The following is an 18,085-nucleotide window of genomic DNA, read 5'->3' on the forward strand; positions in this document are numbered from 1 at the left end:
TCTTGGCTAATCAATATGGTGAACTAACTATGCTGAGCTAATATTGTCGTTGATTGGTATAGATCAATGAGCAATAGAAGTAGCGGTTTATTTGCTATAGTAGTGTGAGTGAATTTTGTTAGGTTTGTGATTGATATGCAGCATTTAAATTATAACCATTTATATTATTTTTGGATGGTACAAAAAAAAGGCTCAGTGACTAAAGCCGCTGAAGTATTATGCCTTGCTCCTCAGACTATTACTGGTCAGATTCGCTCATTGGAACAAAGATTGAAAGGAGCTGTTTTTAAGCGTGTCGGGCGTAACTTGGAAGCAACTGAACTAGGTGAATTAGTCTTTCGTTATGCCGATAAGATGTTCAGTCTTAGCTATGAAATGCTCGATTTACTCAATTATCAGAAAGAAAATTCGTTGTTATTTGAAGTTGGTATTGCTGACGCTTTGTCTAAAGCACTGGTTAGCCGGGTCTTATTAACTGTAATACCCGATGATGGTTCGGTGCACTTAGCGTGTTATGAATCAACTCATGAAAGTCTAATTGAACGTTTACGAGAGCATAAGCTCGATATGATTTTATCTGATTGTGCGGGTGGTTCGTTGAAGTATCCCGAGATATTATCGAAAAAGCTTGGCGAATGCGGTGTCAGTTTTTTCTCGGCAGAAACTATTCCACTTCCATTTCCCGCCTGTCTTGAGCAGCGTAAATTACTAATACCGGGTAAGCGGACGTCATTAGGACAGCAATTGCATGGTTGGTTTGCTGAAAAAAACCTTAATGTTAGTATTTTGGGAGAGTTTGACGATGCTGAAATGATGAAGGCATTCGGTTATTTTAATAGAGGTATTTTTGTGGCACCGTCTATTTATCGTCATGATATACTGTCGCAAGGGATGGTATTACTTGGTGAAACTACCGATATTAAAGAAGAATATCATGTAATGTTCGCCGAGCGAATGATCCAACATCCGGCGGTAAAATCTTTATTAGCGACTGATTTTGGAGATTTATTTGCTGGACGAGATCAGCAAGTACAAGATTTTGAAAACCGTATAAGTTAGCTTGTGATATAGACATCAGGAGATTTGTGTTGGAATTAATGAATATAGCTCGCGTACGTTGGGCATGCCGACGTGGAATGTTAGAACTCGATGTGTTGTTGCAACCCTTTATTGAAACTCAATACGAAGTCATGACAGATAATGATAAAAACACTTTTATTCGTTTATTAGAGTGTGAAGACCCTGAATTATTTGCTTGGTTTATGGGGCATGAGCAATGCCAAGATCAACTGTTAGCTGACATGATAGTTAAAATTCGTGGAAGAGCAGCCCCTTAGTCCTTCGATTGACTCTCTGCTCAATACCAGCACTCATATGCGACAATTTGCATTGAGTGCTTCGTTATTACAACGTGGTGCTTGGTTAATGTCACTGGCCATAGTATCAAGTAGTTTCTTGGCTTGGCCTCACTATCCTTCTTTTATATTCTACATTGTTCAAACAATATTATTTATTACCATAATCATCATATTTGTATTGGGATGGCGCAGGTTGTCTCGTTGGCATTGTGTGTTTTCATTGGGTAATAACGGTGCTGGTACATTAGTATTGGCGGGCAACAGTGAGCCTAATAAATTCAGATTAACTAAAAAGCCATTTATTAGCCCATTATTATGTTTACTTTATTTGCAGTTGCAAACGGGTGAGAAACAGTTGTTGTTGGTATGGCGTGATATGTTAGACGACACAGCATATCGTAATCTGTGTCGTCTGTTATTAAGCCATTAATGGCATGGATTATTGTCCATGTGCTGGATAATAATTAATTACTTGGCTGCAAAATGGTTGGTTTAGGATTGTCGATTTGTTCAGGATAATCAAGATTGTAATGCAAACCTCTACTTTCCTTACGTTTCATGGCACAGCGAATAATAAGTTCTGCTACTTGGACTAAATTTCGCAGTTCTAATAAATTATTACTGACCCGGAAGTTTGAATAATACTCTTCAATCTCTTGTTGTAGCATCAAGCATCGTCTCAACGCACGCTCTAAACGTTTGTCTGTGCGAACGATACCAACGTAATCCCACATAAATAGACGTAGTTCATGCCAATTATGGGCAATAACAACCTCTTCATCTGAATTGGTTACTTGGCTTTCATCCCATACCGGCAATGGATCTGGCATAGCGATTTTGTTCAGTTGGCTTTCGATATCATGTGATGCTGCACGGGCAAAGACTAAGCACTCTAATAGTGAATTACTCGCTAATCTATTTGCACCATGTAAACCAGTATAAGCCACTTCACCAATGGCATATAAGCCATTAATATCAGTTTGACCATGAAGATCTGCCATCACGCCGCCACAAGTGTAGTGAGCTGCTGGAACTGAAGGTATTGGCTCTTTAGTAATATCAATACCAAATTCTAGACAACGATGATAAATGGTCGGGAAGTGTTTAATGATAAAGTCTGCGGGTTTATGGCTAATGTCTAAATAGACACAGTCTACCCCTAAACGTTTCATTTCATAATCAATTGCACGGGCGACAATATCCCGTGGAGCAAGTTCTGCGCGTTCATCAAAATCAAGCATAAAACGACTACCGTCAGGGCGACGTAAATAAGCCCCTTCACCACGAAGTGCTTCAGAGAGTAAGAAATTTCGGGCATTAGGATGAAATAAGCACGTTGGATGAAATTGATTGAACTCCATATTGGCAACTCGACAACCTGCACGCCACGCCATAGCGATACCATCACCGCTGGCAATATCTGGATTTGAAGTATATTGGTATACTTTTGAACTTCCGCCAGTGGCAAGTGCAACAAATTTTGCTCTAATGGTTTCAACATGTTCTGCATCGCGATTCCATACATAAGCACCAATGACACGGTTACCCGGTCGATGCAATTTGCGCGTCGTAATTAAATCAATTGCGTTATAACGTTCCAATACTTGTATATTGGGGTGGGCGAGTGCACGTTCTTGTAATGTGGTTTGAACGGCTTTGCCCGTTGCATCTGCAGAGTGTAAAATGCGTCGGTGGCTGTGGCCTCCTTCACGAGTAAGGTGATAAGGTGCCTTGTTGTTATCATCTCCAGTTAATGTTTCTTCTTTATCAAATGCGACACCGCAATTAATTAACCATTGCATTGCACTTTTGGCGTTTTCTGCGGTGTATGTCACAACAGATTTATCGCATAATCCAGCGCCAGCTATTAAGGTATCGTTGACATGTGACTCTATAGTGTCGCCTTCATCGAATACAGAGGCTATTCCACCTTGAGCATATAATGTCGACCCTTCGGATAATGGGCCTTTGGAAAGAAGAATTACTTTTGATTTTTCAGCAAGATGTAGTGCTAAAGTTAGTCCAGCAGCACCGCTGCCGATGACCAAAATGTCAGATTGGTGTTCAACTGCTTGTTTCATCAGGTATCATGGTGTGGCTTTGTGGTTTGATTATAGTAGATCAAATTACTTTGGTAGGATACTTTTACAACGATTTTTATTGTGATTTTGCTTAGATGGTTTGTATATAGGTAAAATTAATTAACTTTTTTTAATTAAATATCGAACTTTTTTCATATCAGTAGGTCTACTTATATGAACAGGATTCGAGCGACTGAGAAATCAGCATTACAGATTTAGGAGTAGTCGGCTCGGATGAGTGGACAATATAGTGATCAACAATTAGTTGAGCGAGTACAGCAAGGCGATAAAAACGCATTTAACCTGTTAGTGCTGAAGTATCAAAATAAAGTGATGAGTTTGATTTCTCGATATGTGCGCAATCAAGCGGATGTGGCGGATGTTACACAAGAAGCCTTTATTAAAGCATATAGAGCGTTAGCTAATTTTCGTGGTGAAAGTGCATTTTATACTTGGTTGTACCGTATTGCAGTAAACACTGCAAAAAACCATCTTACATCACAAGGACGCAGGGCTCCTGCAAACGACGTTGATGTAGAAGATGCAGAATATTACGACGGCAGTGATGCACTAAAAGAGTTTGCATCACCAGAGCGGTTATTAATGAAAGATCAAATGAGTAAGGTGATCTTTGATACGCTCGATACTCTGCCTGAAGAGTTAAAAATGGCAATATCGCTCAGAGAGTTAGAAGGAATGAGTTATGAAGATATTGCCAATATAATGGATTGCCCAGTCGGCACAGTCAGATCGCGTATCTTTCGTGCTCGTGAAGCAATCGACAAACAGCTCCAGCCTTTGCTGGAAAAGTAACAGCCTTAACGTTAGACAGGTGAATAATGCTTAAATCAAGTCAAGAGTGGGTATCTGGTGCAGTTGATGGCGAAGTCGATGATAAAACATTGGCACAACTTTCTGCTGACGTTGATTCACATGATGAATGGCAACGCTATCATATGATAGGCGATGCAATGCGCGGTGAGTTGCCGGCAACCATTGACTTAGACCTTTTTGCAAGTATCTCAGCAGCGATTGAGCTTGAACCGACAATCATTGCACCTCAATCTAAGTCGAATCAAGTTGTAGAACAAGCGAGTCCACGTTCAAATGTGGTCCCATTTTTCAAGCAGTTAGGTCAATATGCTATTGCTGCAACTGTTGCTATGGTAGCCATTGTGGGAGTGCAAAACGTTAACCAAACCAATGATGCAGAATCTCCTTTACCTGTATTAATGACGCGTCCTTTGGTGGGCAGTGTGTCTCCGGTAAGTTATCAAACTGGTGCAGTGCAAAATCAGCAAAGCTATTCTAATGAACAAGTGATAGAGCAGCGTCGTCGTATTAATGCTTATATTCAAGATCATATGTTGCAACAACGCTTAAATCCAGGTGTTGCAGTTGATGGAAATAGTGTGCAAGATGCTGCGGTAAATCCATAATCCGTTGACAGAAATCTTGTCTTATCATGTTAGGAGTTAGCTTGCGTCTTATCCTGCTAGCAATGTTAGTGTTATCTTTTTCGACATACGCTGAAGATGATTTATCAGCAAAAGCTTGGCTTAACAATATGAGCCAAGCAATGCACGATAAACAATTTAAAACCTCCATTATTCAATTACAAGCCGATCATATTCGTCCGCTTGTTTATATTCATGGCATTGTCGACAATAAAGAAGTTGCTTTACTTGAATACCTTAATGGCCCTCCCAAAAATGCGGTACGAGTTGGAAATACTGTTACGTTTATAGAACATGACCAGCAGCCGTATAGTGTCATTGCACCTCGTATTCAAGGTGTTTGGCCTGCAGCTTTATCTGGTGATTTAAGTCAGCTTGAAAAAGGTTATCAATTTGTTATAGGTGGTCGAGCTCGTATTGCTGGACGTCCAGGCCAAATGATCCGTTTAATGGCAAATGATGATAATCGTTATGATGCTCAAGTGTGGATTGATATGGACACTTATTTGCCATTACGGTTTGATAGCCTCAACAAAGACAAACAATTACTTGAACAGACCATGGTCATCGAACTGATTGAATTAACTGAGCCCGCTTCTATTTTAGTTGAAGCTGCGAAGCAAGAATGGCCAGCCGTGATGAACCAAGCCGAACGTACAGATGGTAAAAACTGGCAATTTACTTGGTTGCCACAAGGTTTTGATGTTGTCGTTCGCGATCATCACCGTTTGATTGGAATTCATGAGCCTGTTGAATATGTGGCATTAACAGATGGATTAGCGAATATTTCTGTTTATGTTGGTCGGTCAGGTGAAAATCCAATGCCGAATGAATTACTGATCCGTAATGGTTTGTCTATGGTGGTAGTGCAAGTGGGTGCTCTTGAGGTGGTAGCCATTGGCAAGGTACCTTCTGAAACCTTGGATAAAATTGCCAATAATTTAGTCTTAAAATAAACAATCGCTGATTGATAGGTAAGCCGTGACTCAATGTGATTGTGCCACGGCTTACGTGTTTCTGGTGATAAGATATGAAGGTTAAGTGATATACCTTAGCGGTAAACTTACTTAGCCAATGTGGCGAATTATGCTAAAATAAGTCATTATTTATAGGTTGAGTTTATTAAATGAATAACCACATTCACGAGTCTTCTACTTCTTCAATGATGGAAGAAATTGCCCGAGTGGTTGATTATCAACAAGGCTGGGTAACTGTTGAAGTTGAATTGAAAAGTGCTTGTAATCACTGCGCCAGCAGTGAAAACTGTGGTACTTCAACTATTGCTAAAGCCTTTTCTGTTCATACTCAGCGTTTTTCATTACCGAGTGATAAACCTTGCCTTTCTGGTGACATGCTTAAGATAGGCTTACCAGAAAGTGTGATTATTAAAGCCGCGGCGTTAGTGTATCTGTTACCCTTGATAGGCTTGTTTTTATTTGCAATGGTTGGGCAAATGTTGGCAGCTGGATTAGGTTTTAATACCAATGGTTTTGCAATGTTTTTTGGTGCATTTGGGGCATTGTTTGCGTGGTTTATTGGTAAACACTTTGCCACTCAACTTGAAGCAGATGCTACACCTGTGATCATTGTCCATCTAGGTCAAGAAATTGATATTATTCAAGCAAGCAATTAGTTATTGTTTTTAGTGCGGTCAGTGAGACACTCTTTTAAGTATTTCTATGATACTCATTGACGCAAAATAGTCCCTTGAATCAACCAAAAACTGCTGTAAACCTATTAAAATAGACTCAAAAATACCTCGTTAAGACCAATAATTGTAGCAAAATTGATACTATTGGTTAATCTGATTGGTATTACCCCCCTAATCAGGTACAATTTGCCACCTTAATTTTCATCAAATTTAGTAGTAGTCATTGCAGCATAATGAAACACATTAGAAACTTCTCGATTATTGCCCATATCGACCATGGTAAATCAACTTTATCCGATCGCCTGATTCAGGTATGTGGCGGCTTAACTGACCGTGAAATGGCTGCACAGGTTTTAGATTCAATGGATCTAGAACGTGAGCGTGGCATTACGATTAAAGCCCAAAGTGTCACCTTAGATTACCATGCAAAAGATGGTAATACTTATCTACTCAACTTCATTGATACACCAGGACACGTTGACTTCTCTTATGAAGTATCACGTTCTTTGGCTGCTTGTGAAGGTGCATTGTTAGTAGTTGATGCTGGTCAAGGCGTAGAAGCTCAGACATTAGCTAACTGCTATACCGCACTAGAAATGAATTTGGATGTCGTTCCTGTATTAAATAAAATTGACTTACCTCAGGCAGAGCCAGATCGTGTAGCAGCAGAGATTGAAGATATCGTTGGCATTGATGCCATGGATGCTGTGCGTTGTTCTGCAAAGACTGGTGTTGGTGTTGATTTAGTATTAGAAGAAATTATCGCAAAAATCCCTCCTCCAGTGGGTGATGAATCTGCGCCACTACAAGCATTAATTATCGACTCATGGTTTGATGCCTATCTTGGTGTGGTATCTTTGGTTCGCATTAAAAATGGTGTACTTAAGAAAGGTGAAAAATTTAAAGTGATGTCCACAGGACAAAACTATAACGCCGATCGAGTGGGTATTTTTACACCAAAAGAAAAAGACAAAGCAGAACTTCGTGCTGGCGAAGTGGGTTATGTGATTTCTGGTATTAAAGAAATTCATGGTGCGCCTGTAGGCGATACCTTGACCCATGCAAAAAATGGCGCAGACAAACCTCTTCCAGGTTTTAAACGCGTCAAGCCGCAGGTTTATGCCGGTGTATTCCCGATTTCTACCGATGAGTATGAAAGCTTCCGTGATGCATTGAATAAGTTAAGCTTGAATGATGCCTCTCTGTTTTTTGAACCTGAAACATCATCTGCGTTAGGTTTTGGTTTCCGTATTGGTTTTCTCGGTCTACTCCACATGGAGATTGTTCAGGAGCGTTTAGAGCGCGAATACAATCTGGATTTGATCACCACGGCACCCACAGTGGTTTACGAAGTTATCATGAACAATGGTGATACTATTTATGTTGATAATCCATCTGGTTTACCTGCACTAAATAACATTGAAGAAATTCGTGAACCGATTGTTGAAGCCAATATATTAGTGCCTAAAGAATACTTAGGTAACGTGATTACGTTATGTATTGAAAAGCGTGGCACGCAAACCAATATGGTTTATCACGGTAATCAAGTGGCCTTAACTTATCACTTGCCGATGGCAGAAGTGGTAATGGATTTCTTTGATCGTCTTAAGTCAACGAGCCGTGGTTATGCATCATTAGAGTATAACTTTATTCGCTTCGACGCTGCAGATATGGTTCGGTTAGACATTTTAATTAATGGTGATCGTGTTGACGCTTTAGCGATGATTATTCACCGCAGTAATATTCGTCATCGTGGTTTGGCTTTAGTTGAAAAAATGAAAGAGCTAATTCCTCGTCAAATGTTTGATATTGCAATTCAGGCTGCCGTAGGCAGTCAGATTATTGCCCGCTCAAGTATTAAAGCGTTACGTAAAGATGTAACCGCTAAGTGTTATGGTGGTGACGTTTCGCGTAAGAAAAAACTGCTTAATAAGCAGAAAGAAGGTAAAAAGCGCATGAAGCAAGTCGGTAACGTTGAAGTGCCACAAGAGGCATTCTTAGCGGTATTGAAGTTAAACGATTAATAATAATTAATTGAATTAATGTGCTAAATAACGCCGCGTATTGCGGCGTTATCGTTATTTTTACTATATATTTTGTAACACTCAACTGGGTGAATGTTTATTCGTTAATCACCATACTGGATTGAGTTTTTTGAGCCTTTGCTCAAGCCATATGGATCCAACACACTCAGCAGGAGATAAATCAGTAATGGCAGCCTATTTTTCACTTATTTTAGTGCTCGTAACCGTTGTTAGCGGAATTATTTGGTTAATTGATGTGGTCTTTTTTGCGCCGAAACGCCGTGAAAATTTATTAGCCGCAGAAGCTAATTCAGCTCAATTGAGCGCAGATGCGATAGACAAAATAATCCGTGAGCCTGTATTAGTTGAAACTGCGCATGCCATTTTTCCGGTGATTGCGTTTGTAATGATTTTACGCTCGTTTATTTATGAACCATTTCAAATCCCTTCGGGTTCAATGATGCCGACCCTCTTAGTGGGTGACTTTATATTGGTTGAGAAGTTTAGTTACGGATTACGCGACCCTGTATGGCGTAGCAAACTGGTTGAAACTGGTGAGCCCGAGCGCGGAGATGTATTTGTATTCAAATATCCTGAAAATCCAAAGCTAGATTATATCAAGCGTGTAGTGGGTTTGCCTGGGGACAAAATTTTTTACCGTAATAAACAACTTATGATCCAAGAGGCATGTGATAGTCAAACAGATTGCCCTGGCGCTCATGTTATTGAGCATACCGAGATTAGCCGTGGCGAGTTTAGCCAAAATGGCACGCCATTAATTCGTTTAAGTGAGCAACTCGGCGATGTTCAGCATGATATTTTGCTTAATCCGTCGCGACCTGATTTCAGACAGCACTTTTATCCTCAAGCAGGCCTTCCTGCTGGTGAGTTCGTTGTCCCTCAGGGGATGTATTTTGCGATGGGTGATAACCGTGATAATAGTACCGATAGTCGTTTCTGGGGCTTTGTACCGGAAGAGAATCTTGTCGGTAAAGCGGTAGCCATATGGATTAGTTTTGAATTTGATCGTAAGCCGAGTGATATGTTACCAACATGGATACCAACAGGCGTACGTTTTGACAGAGTAGGTGGAATACATTGATGGAACCCATTAAAAATTTGCCGCGTTTGTGCCGTACTTTAGGTTATGAGTTTAATAATATTGAATTACTTATTCAGGCATTAACACATCGTAGCGCAGCAAATAAACATAATGAGCGTTTAGAGTTTTTAGGTGATTCGATTTTATCGATCATTATATCTGATGCCTTATATCATCAGTTTCCAAAAGCGACAGAAGGTGATTTAAGCCGAATGCGTGCCACCTTGGTTAAAGGTGATACCCTGACGTTAATCGCTATAGAGTTCAAATTAGGCGACTATTTATACTTAGGTCCTGGTGAGCTCAAAAGCGGTGGTTTTAGACGCGAATCTATTTTAGCCGATGCCGTGGAAGCCATTATTGGTGCTGTCTACCTTGATGCCGATCTTGAAGTTTGCCGTAAGTTATTATTATCATGGTATCAAGCACGCTTAGCTGAAATAAAACCAGGCATTAATCAAAAAGATCCAAAGACAATTTTACAAGAACATCTACAAGGGTTTAAGAAACCATTGCCTGATTATCAAGTTGTCGCTGTAGAGGGTGAAGCGCATGAGCAAACCTTTACTGTAGAATGCCGAATTAGTGAATTAGATAAAGTTGTCACCGGTGTGGCAAGTTCAAGAAGAAAAGCTGAACAGCTTGCTGCTGCTCAGGTATTGGAGCTACTGAATAAATGACCAAAAAAACAGACTTGCCAGCAGGTGATAGCCAAGAACCTAGCTTAGATGAACTGCTGGCAAGGATGAACCAAGCAGCACCAAACGCCAATGCAAAGTTTGATGTAACGTATTGTGGCATGGTGGCTATTGTCGGTCGCCCTAATGTGGGCAAGTCGACACTTTTGAACAAGCTACTTGGGCAAAAAGTCAGTATTACGTCAAAAAAACCGCAAACAACGCGTCATCGAATTATGGGTATCCATACCGATGGCCCAAGCCAAATAGTATTTATTGATACACCAGGTCTGCACATCGAAGAAAAGCGTGCCATCAACCGCTTAATGAATCGTGCTGCTGCCAGTTCGTTAGCTGATGTGGCAATGGTTATTTTTGTTGTTGATGGTATGACGTGGACTGCTGATGACGAAATGGTGTTGCAAAAGCTTCAGCATCGTAATGATGACCGCAAAATTATCTTAGCCATTAATAAAGTCGACAACATTAAAGATAAAGAATCGTTATTTCCTTATTTAACTGAGTTGGCTAAAAAGTTTGATTTCGATGAAATTTTGCCAATATCAGCGACTAAAGGCACCAACATACAACGTATTTTAGATATGGCCCGTGAATCGTTACCTGAAGCGCCATTTTATTTCCCTGAAGACTATGTGACAGATCGTTCACAACGTTTTATGGCATCTGAAATTGTTCGTGAAAAATTAATGCGTTTTCTTGGGGATGAACTTCCCTATGATGCCACTGTAGAAATTGAACAGTTTAAAATGATGGATAATGGTGTTTACCAGATTAATGCGTTAATTTTGGTTGAACGTGAAGGCCAAAAACGCATGGTTATTGGCAATAAAGGTGAACGTATTCGTACGATTGCAACTCAAGCCCGTTTAGATATGGAAACATTATTTGATAATAAGGTGTTTCTTGAAGTATGGGTAAAAGTGAAATCAGGTTGGGCTGATGATGAACGTGCATTAAGAAGTCTAGGCTATGGCGAAGACTAAATATCTTTTTGTGCTATTGATTATTTGTGTTTAAGCATGGCCACTATGCAACGTGGCTATGTGCTTCATCATCGTCAATTTCGTGAATCGAGCGTGATTGTCAATTTACTGATAGAAGGTGTTGGGCGTGTCGATGCCATTACTAGAGTGGGCTCTGGTAAACGGTCTATAAAAAGTATCTTACAACCTTTTCAACCGCTAATTATCCAATTCAGTGCCAAATCAGAAACAAAAAATCTGGGTTTAAAAAACATTACTCATATTGAAGCCGCTGCGCCTGCTATGCCGTTAGGTGGTAATAGTCTCTATTCAGGTTTTTACCTTAATGAGTTATTGGTTCGCCTTTTATCAGTGGAACATCAAGCTGAAGGGTTGTTTTTAGACTATCACCGAGCGTTACTCGCACTAGCTAAGCAGTTTTGCTCAAGTCACCTTCGCTATTTTGAAATGGCACTGTTATTAGAGTTAGGTGCTTTGCCTTCTCTTGCCTATGATACCCAAGGTGATTTGCTTGATAAGCATTGTCAGTATCGATTTATTGCCGAGAGTGGTTTCCTACCAGTGGCAACCACTCAAGAGTCATATTTTTCTCATGGGAAAGGCTGTTTATCTGGGGCAATGTTGCTAGCATTAGCCGCGCAAGATCTACAACCAGAGCAGTTCAATCAAGCCAAAGGGCTAATGCGTTATTTACTGACGCCATTACTAGGTAACAAGCCATTATTAAGTAGGCAATTATTCAGTAAGAAAGCGGATTAGCATATAATATTTATTCAACCAAACACATAAACCTAATACGATACTGTTTTATATCAAGCTTGGTATTGTGTGTTTTCTCAGTGTTATTTATTACGTTAAGGAGCTCGATGTGAGCGGAATATTATTAGGAATTAACATCGATCATATCGCGACACTACGTCAAGCACGCGGTACTCTGTATCCTGATCCTGTCCATGCTGCAGCGGTAGCTGAGCATGCTGGTGCTGATGGTATTACTATTCATTTACGTGAAGATCGCCGCCATATTCAAGACCGTGATGTATATCTATTGGCTAAGACCTTAAAAACAAGAATGAATTTTGAGTTCGCAGTGACTGAGGAAATGATTTCGATTGCCTGTGAAGTTAAACCTGCTTATGCGTGTTTAGTCCCCGAGAAGCGTGAGGAGCTGACTACAGAAGGCGGTCTTGATGTCGCTGGTCAATTAGACAAGATAAGTTCTGCAGTGACTCGTTTAGCTGCAAAAGGCATTAAAGTGTCATTATTTATCGATGCTAATAAAGCCCAAATAGATGCTTCTGTGGCTTGTGGTGCACCTTATATCGAAATCCACACAGGCTGTTATGCTGATGCTAGCACCGATGATGAACAGGCTATCGAGTTAGCTAGGATCACTGAAATGGCGCAATATGCCCATAGCAAAGGGTTAGTGGTTAACGCTGGTCACGGGTTGCATTATCACAATGTTAAAGCTATAGCGGCTATTCCCGAGATATACGAGCTTAATATCGGTCATGCAGTCATTGCTAGAGCCGCTATTGATGGCTTAGATACTGCAGTCAGAGATATGAAAAAGCTTATGCTTGAAGGTCGTAGAGGCGAGTAATGGCAATTATAGGGATAGGTACCGATATAGTTGAGATAGCCCGAATAGCTGAGCAGCGAGAACGCCTAGGTGACAGATTAGCTAAACGGGTACTGACAGAGTCAGAACTAACAACTTACTTGCAATCAAAACAACCTGAGCGATTTTTGGCGAAACGGTTCGCCGCCAAAGAAGCGGCAGCAAAAGCCTTGGGTACCGGGATTGGCAGAGGGGTATCGTTCCAACATATTCATATCGATAATGATGACAATGGTGCACCGCTGATTAGTTTTACAGATGGCGCATTGGCAAGGCTTGAACTATTAACGGGCAATCGATGTTTTATCAGTATTGCCGATGAAAAACATTATGCTGTAGCCACCGTTGTGTTAGAAAGTTGATGTGAATAACATTAGGCTATTTATTAAAGGCGCATTAGCGCCTTTTTTGTAGGCTTTTAAAATCCACTGAAGTGGGGTAAGTTAACAAAATAATAACTATAACTAGAGAGACTCAAAATGAAATCTGCAGTTGAACAACTTTCAACCTATAAAAGCGTACACTTAAACCCGAAAAATATTAACACTCACTTTATTGGTGTGCCTATGATTATTTGGTCGGCATTTTTAATGCTGGGGACACTTCGATTTGCATGGCTGGACTATCAAGTTAGTGCCGCGATGATATTAACTGTTGTGGTATTAGGCTATTACATGGCACTTCACTTGCGCTTGGCACTTGGTTTAGTGTTATTTATTTTGCCAGTTTTATATACCAGTGAACTAGTTGTTCATACCTCTCATCCATTTTATATCGCGATTAGCATTTTTATTATTGGTTGGGTGATACAGTTTGTTGGCCATCAATATGAAAAGGCTAAACCTGCTTTTATGGATGATTTGAATCAATTATTGATTGGACCATTTTTTTTGATGGCGGAATTGTATTTTATCTTCGGTTGGGAGAAAGAGTTAGCCGCTGAAATAACACCTATTGCAAGAGAGAAGCGCCGTGCATTGGAAAATAAACGTCGTAGTTTATAAGATGATGTTTCAACAGTCATAAAAAAGGCGCTATTAGCGCCTTTTTTATTAGCCATAGGCTATTTATTCGGTATCATCGATTAGTTGTAAATTATCAGGCAAAACCCTAACTGTTTTAATTCTATTATCTGCAACATCAATAACTTCAATTCGGTAATCTGCAATACGCAAACTGGTACCCGCAGCCGGAATGTCTTCGATAAACTCAATGATTAAACCATTTAATGTTTTCGGCCCGTCAATTGGCAGATCCCATTTCATTTCTTTATTAAGGTCGCGAATGTTAATGGTAGCATCAATTAGAAAACTACCATCTTGCTGAACATTAATCTCTTCACTGGCAGTGGGGAGCATTGAAGTAGTAAAATCTCCGACAATTTCTTCAAGAATATCTGCTAGGGTTACTAAGCCCTGAATATCACCATATTCATCAACAACGAGTCCGATGCGTTCTTTATTTTGCTGGAAATTACTTAACTGAACGTTCAGCGGGGTACCTTCAGGAATAAAGTATAATTCTTTGACTGCACGGAGCAAAGACGACTTACTGAACTGCTCTTTTGATTGTAAACGCAATGCATCACGTAAATGAATAAACCCTACGGCATCATCAATATTATCTCTATAAACCAATACTCTAGTATGTGGACTGTGAGTCACTTGTTTATTAATCAATTTAAAATCGTCATTGACGTTTATGGCATAAATATCTGAGCGTGAAATCATTATGTCTTCAACGGTGACTTTTTCTAAATCTAAAATCGACAACAACATTTCTTGGTGACGTTGTGGAATGAGCGCTCCAGCTTCATGTACAACTGTGCGGAGTTCTTCTTGGCTTAAAGCATCATTTGTTTTGACGGTTTTGATACCCATCATACGAAGAAATACCGTGGTAATTAAGTTGATTGCCTTCACTAATGGCGAAAGCAAAATTAATAACCAGCCTAATAAAATGCTCGATGGAAATGCAATACGTTCAGGGTACAAAGCCGCAAACGTTTTGGGTGTGACTTCAGCAAACACTAACACCACTATGGTCAAAACACCTGTAGCAATAGCAACACCCATGTCACCAAACAAGCGCATACCGATAATCGTCGCAATGGCCGAGGCTAGAATATTAACCAGATTATTACCAATGAGTATTAACCCAATAAGTCTATCTGGGCGATCGAGTAACTTTAAGGCTCGAAGGGCACCTTTATGCTCATTGGAAGCGAGATGTCGTAAGCGGTAGCGGTTGAGGCTCATCATGGCGGTTTCTGAGCCAGAGAAATAAGCAGAAATCACAATTAAAACCAAAAGAAAAATAAGAAGTGCGCTGGTAGATATAGCGTCCAAAAAAGGGGCCCCATGAGGTGGTGTGAAATTGACCTAAAGGTCAAATAGTCATTAATTTAACGGCCATTATTTATTATTGGCCGTTAGAGTCAAGTTATCTTGTTTATTTTTCAATGAGGCAAAATGTTTTTTGAGTGAAACCGATATTAAAACTAGTTTAATATCAACTCTTTAACTATTCTAGCGCCAAAGTAAGCTAAAGACAGTAAGCCAGCGCCAGATAAACTGTAAATCACTGCCGTACGAATTCTACAGCCAACAGTATACTGTTGCCACAACATAACGGCATACACAATCCAAGCAATTATTGATAATACCGCTTTATGCCCTTGACCATCAGAAAACATATTCTCTAAAAAAACAAATCCGGTCACTAGTGACAAACTTAATAAAATAAAACCAATAATAATGAGATGGTATAGTTGTTTCTCTACCGTCATTAATGGCGGCATTGCTGGACTCATCATCATCTGTTTTTTCTTAAGCTTATTTTGAATAAACCATAGTTGAACAGCGTACATAGCAGCAATCAATAAAGCACTGTAGGCCATTAGTGATAACACTACATGTGCGAGAAGTTCTGGGTGCATGTCGAAGTGAGTAATATATTGTGGCGGCAGTAACCATAAAAGTGCCACAGATATTATTGCACAGGCATATACCACAGGAACAACAATGATCACTTTAAGTCGCGGCATTGTAATGGTAAAGGCTAATGCCATCATCCAGCTAACCAAAGAAATTACGTTGGTTAAACTAAAATTTTGTCCATCAGCTGTAAAAATAGCATCTGAAAGCGCAAATCCATGCATGATCACAGCAAGACCTGAAGCCACCATGACCGCTTTGCGATTTGGTCCTTCGATGTGAAAAAGTCGGCTTGTGACTAAAACCAACGCTAAGCAATAAAATAGCATGGCTGCCGCTGAAAAAATAACCATTAAAAATCAACCTATCAAAGTAGTTTATGCTGAAAAAATGCGTAGTGAGTGTTGAACAATACTATCAAAACATCACATTTTCATTATTTGTCTTAGATTAACATGATCAGGACCCAATAGGGCAGTGACCTAAGACTCAAAATTTAACAGTTTCCTGCCTTAAGCGGTAATTAATTTACGTTAAAGTGTGTTTGTGTTTGAGTTCTTCGTGTTGCAAGTATCGTAATTTGGAGTGGCTTGGGTATAATAGGTTCAATTATCGATATGCTTAAAAGAGCCGTTCAATGTTTGAAAATTTATCTGACAGACTGTCACGCACATTAAAAAACATTAGTGGCCGTGGTCGCTTAACAGAAGACAACGTTAAAGAAACCCTTCGTGAAGTGCGTATGGCACTGCTTGAAGCGGATGTCGCTTTACCTGTTGTTAGAGACTTCGTTAACAGCGTAAAAGAACGCGCTGTGGGTCAAGAAGTGTCAAAAAGCTTAAGCCCAGGGCAAGCTTTTATTAAAATTGTTCAAAGCGAACTTGAAAGAGCCATGGGTGAGGCGAATGAAGCCCTCGACTTAGCGGCTATTCCTCCTGCCGTTATTATGATGGCGGGTCTTCAAGGTGCGGGTAAAACAACCTCAGTAGCAAAATTAGGTAAATTTTTACGTACACGTCATAAAAAATCCGTTCTGGTGGTCAGCGCTGACGTTTATCGCCCTGCAGCGATTAAACAGCTTGAAACACTAGCAGAAGAAGTCGAAGTCGAGTTCTTTCCATCTGACGTGAGCCAAAAGCCGGTAGATATTGCTAAAGCAGCAATAAGCTATGCAAAATTAAAATTCATTGATGTGGTCATTGTTGATACAGCAGGTCGTCTGCATGTTGATGAAGCCATGATGGATGAAATCAAACAGCTGCATGCCACTGTTAATCCTGTTGAGACCTTGTTTGTTGTTGATGCGATGACAGGTCAAGATGCCGCTAATACAGCTAAAGCATTTAATGAAGCGTTACCATTAACGGGTGTTATTTTAACAAAAGTCGATGGTGATGCTCGTGGTGGTGCGGCGTTATCTATTCGTAGTATTACGGGTAAACCAATTAAATTCTTAGGTGTTGGTGAAAAAACCGATGCATTAGAACCGTTCCATCCAGACCGTATTGCGTCACGCATTTTAGGTATGGGTGACGTGTTATCATTAATTGAAGAAGTTGAACGTGGCGTCGATAAAGACAAAGCGATGAAACTGGCTTCAAAAGTTAAGTCAGGTGGCAGTTTCGACCTTGAAGATTTTCGTGAGCAATTACAGCAAATGAAAAACATGGGCGGGATGATGAACATGATTGAGAAACTTCCGGGTGTAGGACAATTACCACCAGAAGCATTAGCTCAAGTTCAAGATGGTAAAATGACTGGTCAGATGGAAGCCATTATTAATTCGATGACATCTAAAGAACGCAAAAATCCAGATGTCATTAAAGGTTCTCGTAAACGTCGAATCGCTGTCGGTTCTGGCACTCAAATTCAAGATGTTAACCGTTTATTGAAGCAATTCACCCAAATGCAGAAAATGATGAAAAAGATGTCTGGTAAGGGTGGAATGAAGAAAATGATGCGTGGAATGGGCGGAATGTTACCTCCAGGGATGAAGTTTCCTGGTAGATAATAACAACATCTTTCAAGTATTAAATCAGTTTATTTACATTCAATCAGTTGGTTAGGTTAAATGCTTGGCTTTATTACAACAAAACCGATGAGCTAAAAATCATCGGTTTAGGTTGCAATAGTTCAAAAGTCAGGTAAAATCTTCCGGCTTTCTTTCTGGG

Annotated in this window: 19 protein-coding genes; 16 read left to right on the forward strand and 3 right to left on the reverse strand. The window is 40.0% G+C overall.

What is annotated here, in order from left to right:
- Positions 1-135 precede the first annotated feature (135 nt).
- Genes nhaR through ABIS04_RS04810 form a run of 3 tightly spaced genes read left to right on the forward strand, consistent with a single transcriptional unit; the run spans position 136 to position 1,788 of the window.
- Entirely contained in the window at positions 136-1,059 is a 924-nt protein-coding gene (nhaR, locus tag ABIS04_RS04800; protein WP_350432769.1) for a transcriptional activator NhaR, read from the forward strand.
- Between the two features lie 29 nt (positions 1,060-1,088).
- On the forward strand, positions 1,089-1,337 hold the full coding sequence (locus tag ABIS04_RS04805) for a succinate dehydrogenase assembly factor 2 (RefSeq protein WP_137222333.1): 249 nt from the start codon (positions 1,089-1,091) through the stop codon (positions 1,335-1,337).
- On the forward strand, positions 1,318-1,788 hold the full coding sequence (locus ABIS04_RS04810) for a protein YgfX (protein ID WP_140233593.1): 471 nt from the start codon (positions 1,318-1,320) through the stop codon (positions 1,786-1,788). Before ABIS04_RS04805 ends, ABIS04_RS04810 begins: the two co-directional genes overlap by 20 nt.
- A gap of 34 nt (positions 1,789-1,822) precedes the next feature.
- Here the strand turns inward: ABIS04_RS04810 and nadB are convergent, their stop codons facing one another.
- A complete protein-coding gene (gene nadB / locus ABIS04_RS04815; RefSeq protein WP_137222329.1) occupies positions 1,823-3,439 on the reverse strand; it encodes an L-aspartate oxidase in 1,617 nt (538 codons plus the stop codon).
- Positions 3,440-3,673: 234 nt separating this feature from the next.
- On the opposite strand from nadB, the gene rpoE reads away from it, so the two are divergent.
- From rpoE to ABIS04_RS04875, 12 genes are all read left to right on the forward strand, one after another.
- Positions 3,674-4,252 carry an RNA polymerase sigma factor RpoE gene (gene rpoE, locus ABIS04_RS04820; protein ID WP_137222327.1) on the forward strand — a complete coding sequence of 193 codons (579 nt, stop codon included), beginning with the start codon at positions 3,674-3,676 and terminating at the stop codon, positions 4,250-4,252.
- Positions 4,253-4,278: 26 nt separating this feature from the next.
- Positions 4,279-4,878, forward strand: a complete 600-nt coding sequence (locus tag ABIS04_RS04825; RefSeq protein WP_137222325.1) for a sigma-E factor negative regulatory protein — start codon at positions 4,279-4,281, stop codon at positions 4,876-4,878.
- Positions 4,879-4,919: 41 nt separating this feature from the next.
- Entirely contained in the window at positions 4,920-5,852 is a 933-nt protein-coding gene (locus ABIS04_RS04830) for a MucB/RseB C-terminal domain-containing protein (RefSeq protein ID WP_137222323.1), read from the forward strand.
- 206 nt (positions 5,853-6,058) lie between these two features.
- Positions 6,059-6,529, forward strand: coding sequence for a SoxR reducing system RseC family protein (locus ABIS04_RS04835; RefSeq protein WP_350433388.1), 471 nt, complete (start codon positions 6,059-6,061; stop codon positions 6,527-6,529).
- 251 nt (positions 6,530-6,780) lie between these two features.
- Positions 6,781-8,571, forward strand: coding sequence for a translation elongation factor 4 (gene lepA, locus ABIS04_RS04840; protein ID WP_140233596.1), 1,791 nt, complete (start codon positions 6,781-6,783; stop codon positions 8,569-8,571).
- Positions 8,572-8,758: 187 nt separating this feature from the next.
- A complete protein-coding gene (lepB, locus tag ABIS04_RS04845; RefSeq protein WP_137222317.1) occupies positions 8,759-9,673 on the forward strand; it encodes a signal peptidase I in 915 nt (304 codons plus the stop codon).
- The gene (gene rnc, locus ABIS04_RS04850) at positions 9,673-10,353 is read left to right on the forward strand and encodes a ribonuclease III (protein WP_137222314.1); all 681 of its coding nucleotides are present in this window, start codon (positions 9,673-9,675) and stop codon (positions 10,351-10,353) included. The genes lepB and rnc overlap by 1 nt, the downstream gene beginning before the upstream one ends.
- Positions 10,350-11,354: a GTPase Era gene (gene era / locus ABIS04_RS04855; RefSeq protein WP_350432770.1), complete on the forward strand. Its 1,005-nt coding sequence runs from the start codon at positions 10,350-10,352 to the stop codon at positions 11,352-11,354. Before rnc ends, era begins: the two co-directional genes overlap by 4 nt.
- A 45-nt stretch (positions 11,355-11,399) precedes the next feature.
- Positions 11,400-12,113: a DNA repair protein RecO gene (gene recO / locus ABIS04_RS04860; RefSeq protein WP_350433389.1), complete on the forward strand. Its 714-nt coding sequence runs from the start codon at positions 11,400-11,402 to the stop codon at positions 12,111-12,113.
- 109 nt (positions 12,114-12,222) lie between these two features.
- A complete protein-coding gene (gene pdxJ, locus ABIS04_RS04865) occupies positions 12,223-12,960 on the forward strand; it encodes a pyridoxine 5'-phosphate synthase (protein WP_137222308.1) in 738 nt (245 codons plus the stop codon).
- Positions 12,960-13,340: a holo-ACP synthase gene (gene acpS / locus ABIS04_RS04870; protein WP_140233600.1), complete on the forward strand. Its 381-nt coding sequence runs from the start codon at positions 12,960-12,962 to the stop codon at positions 13,338-13,340. The genes pdxJ and acpS overlap by 1 nt, the downstream gene beginning before the upstream one ends.
- 117 nt (positions 13,341-13,457) lie before the next feature.
- Positions 13,458-13,982, forward strand: a complete 525-nt coding sequence (locus tag ABIS04_RS04875) for an Mpo1-like protein (RefSeq protein WP_350432771.1) — start codon at positions 13,458-13,460, stop codon at positions 13,980-13,982.
- A 63-nt stretch (positions 13,983-14,045) separates the two neighbouring features.
- Here the strand turns inward: ABIS04_RS04875 and ABIS04_RS04880 are convergent, their stop codons facing one another.
- Entirely contained in the window at positions 14,046-15,326 is a 1,281-nt protein-coding gene (locus ABIS04_RS04880; RefSeq protein WP_137222302.1) for an HlyC/CorC family transporter, read from the reverse strand.
- Between the two features lie 152 nt (positions 15,327-15,478).
- Positions 15,479-16,267, reverse strand: coding sequence for an inner membrane protein YpjD (locus ABIS04_RS04885; protein ID WP_137222300.1), 789 nt, complete (start codon positions 16,265-16,267; stop codon positions 15,479-15,481).
- 284 nt (positions 16,268-16,551) lie between these two features.
- Here ABIS04_RS04885 and ffh point away from each other — a divergent pair, with 284 nt between their 5' ends.
- Positions 16,552-17,925 (forward strand): signal recognition particle protein, encoded by a 1,374-nt coding sequence (gene ffh, locus ABIS04_RS04890; protein ID WP_137222298.1) that lies wholly within the window; start codon positions 16,552-16,554, stop codon positions 17,923-17,925.
- The last annotated feature ends 160 nt before the right edge of the window (positions 17,926-18,085 follow it).

This window comes from Shewanella sp. H8 (assembly GCF_040285065.1).
Taxonomy (GTDB): Bacteria; Pseudomonadota; Gammaproteobacteria; order Enterobacterales; family Shewanellaceae; genus Shewanella; species Shewanella polaris.

What these genes read in the sequence shown, in the direction of transcription:
- nhaR (WP_350432769.1), top strand. Translation starts at nt 136, where the DNA reads ATGCAGCATTTAAATTATAACCATTTATATTATTTTTGGATGGTACAA.
- nadB (WP_137222329.1), bottom strand. Translation starts at nt 3,439, where the DNA reads ATGAAACAAGCAGTTGAACACCAATCTGACATTTTGGTCATCGGCAGC.
- rpoE (WP_137222327.1), top strand. Translation starts at nt 3,674, where the DNA reads ATGAGTGGACAATATAGTGATCAACAATTAGTTGAGCGAGTACAGCAA.
- ABIS04_RS04825 (WP_137222325.1), top strand. Translation starts at nt 4,279, where the DNA reads ATGCTTAAATCAAGTCAAGAGTGGGTATCTGGTGCAGTTGATGGCGAA.
- ABIS04_RS04835 (WP_350433388.1), top strand. Translation starts at nt 6,059, where the DNA reads ATGATGGAAGAAATTGCCCGAGTGGTTGATTATCAACAAGGCTGGGTA.
- lepA (WP_140233596.1), top strand. Translation starts at nt 6,781, where the DNA reads ATGAAACACATTAGAAACTTCTCGATTATTGCCCATATCGACCATGGT.
- lepB (WP_137222317.1), top strand. Translation starts at nt 8,759, where the DNA reads ATGGCAGCCTATTTTTCACTTATTTTAGTGCTCGTAACCGTTGTTAGC.
- rnc (WP_137222314.1), top strand. Translation starts at nt 9,673, where the DNA reads ATGGAACCCATTAAAAATTTGCCGCGTTTGTGCCGTACTTTAGGTTAT.
- era (WP_350432770.1), top strand. Translation starts at nt 10,350, where the DNA reads ATGACCAAAAAAACAGACTTGCCAGCAGGTGATAGCCAAGAACCTAGC.
- recO (WP_350433389.1), top strand. Translation starts at nt 11,400, where the DNA reads ATGCAACGTGGCTATGTGCTTCATCATCGTCAATTTCGTGAATCGAGC.
- acpS (WP_140233600.1), top strand. Translation starts at nt 12,960, where the DNA reads ATGGCAATTATAGGGATAGGTACCGATATAGTTGAGATAGCCCGAATA.
- ABIS04_RS04875 (WP_350432771.1), top strand. Translation starts at nt 13,458, where the DNA reads ATGAAATCTGCAGTTGAACAACTTTCAACCTATAAAAGCGTACACTTA.
- ABIS04_RS04885 (WP_137222300.1), bottom strand. Translation starts at nt 16,267, where the DNA reads ATGGTTATTTTTTCAGCGGCAGCCATGCTATTTTATTGCTTAGCGTTG.
- ffh (WP_137222298.1), top strand. Translation starts at nt 16,552, where the DNA reads ATGTTTGAAAATTTATCTGACAGACTGTCACGCACATTAAAAAACATT.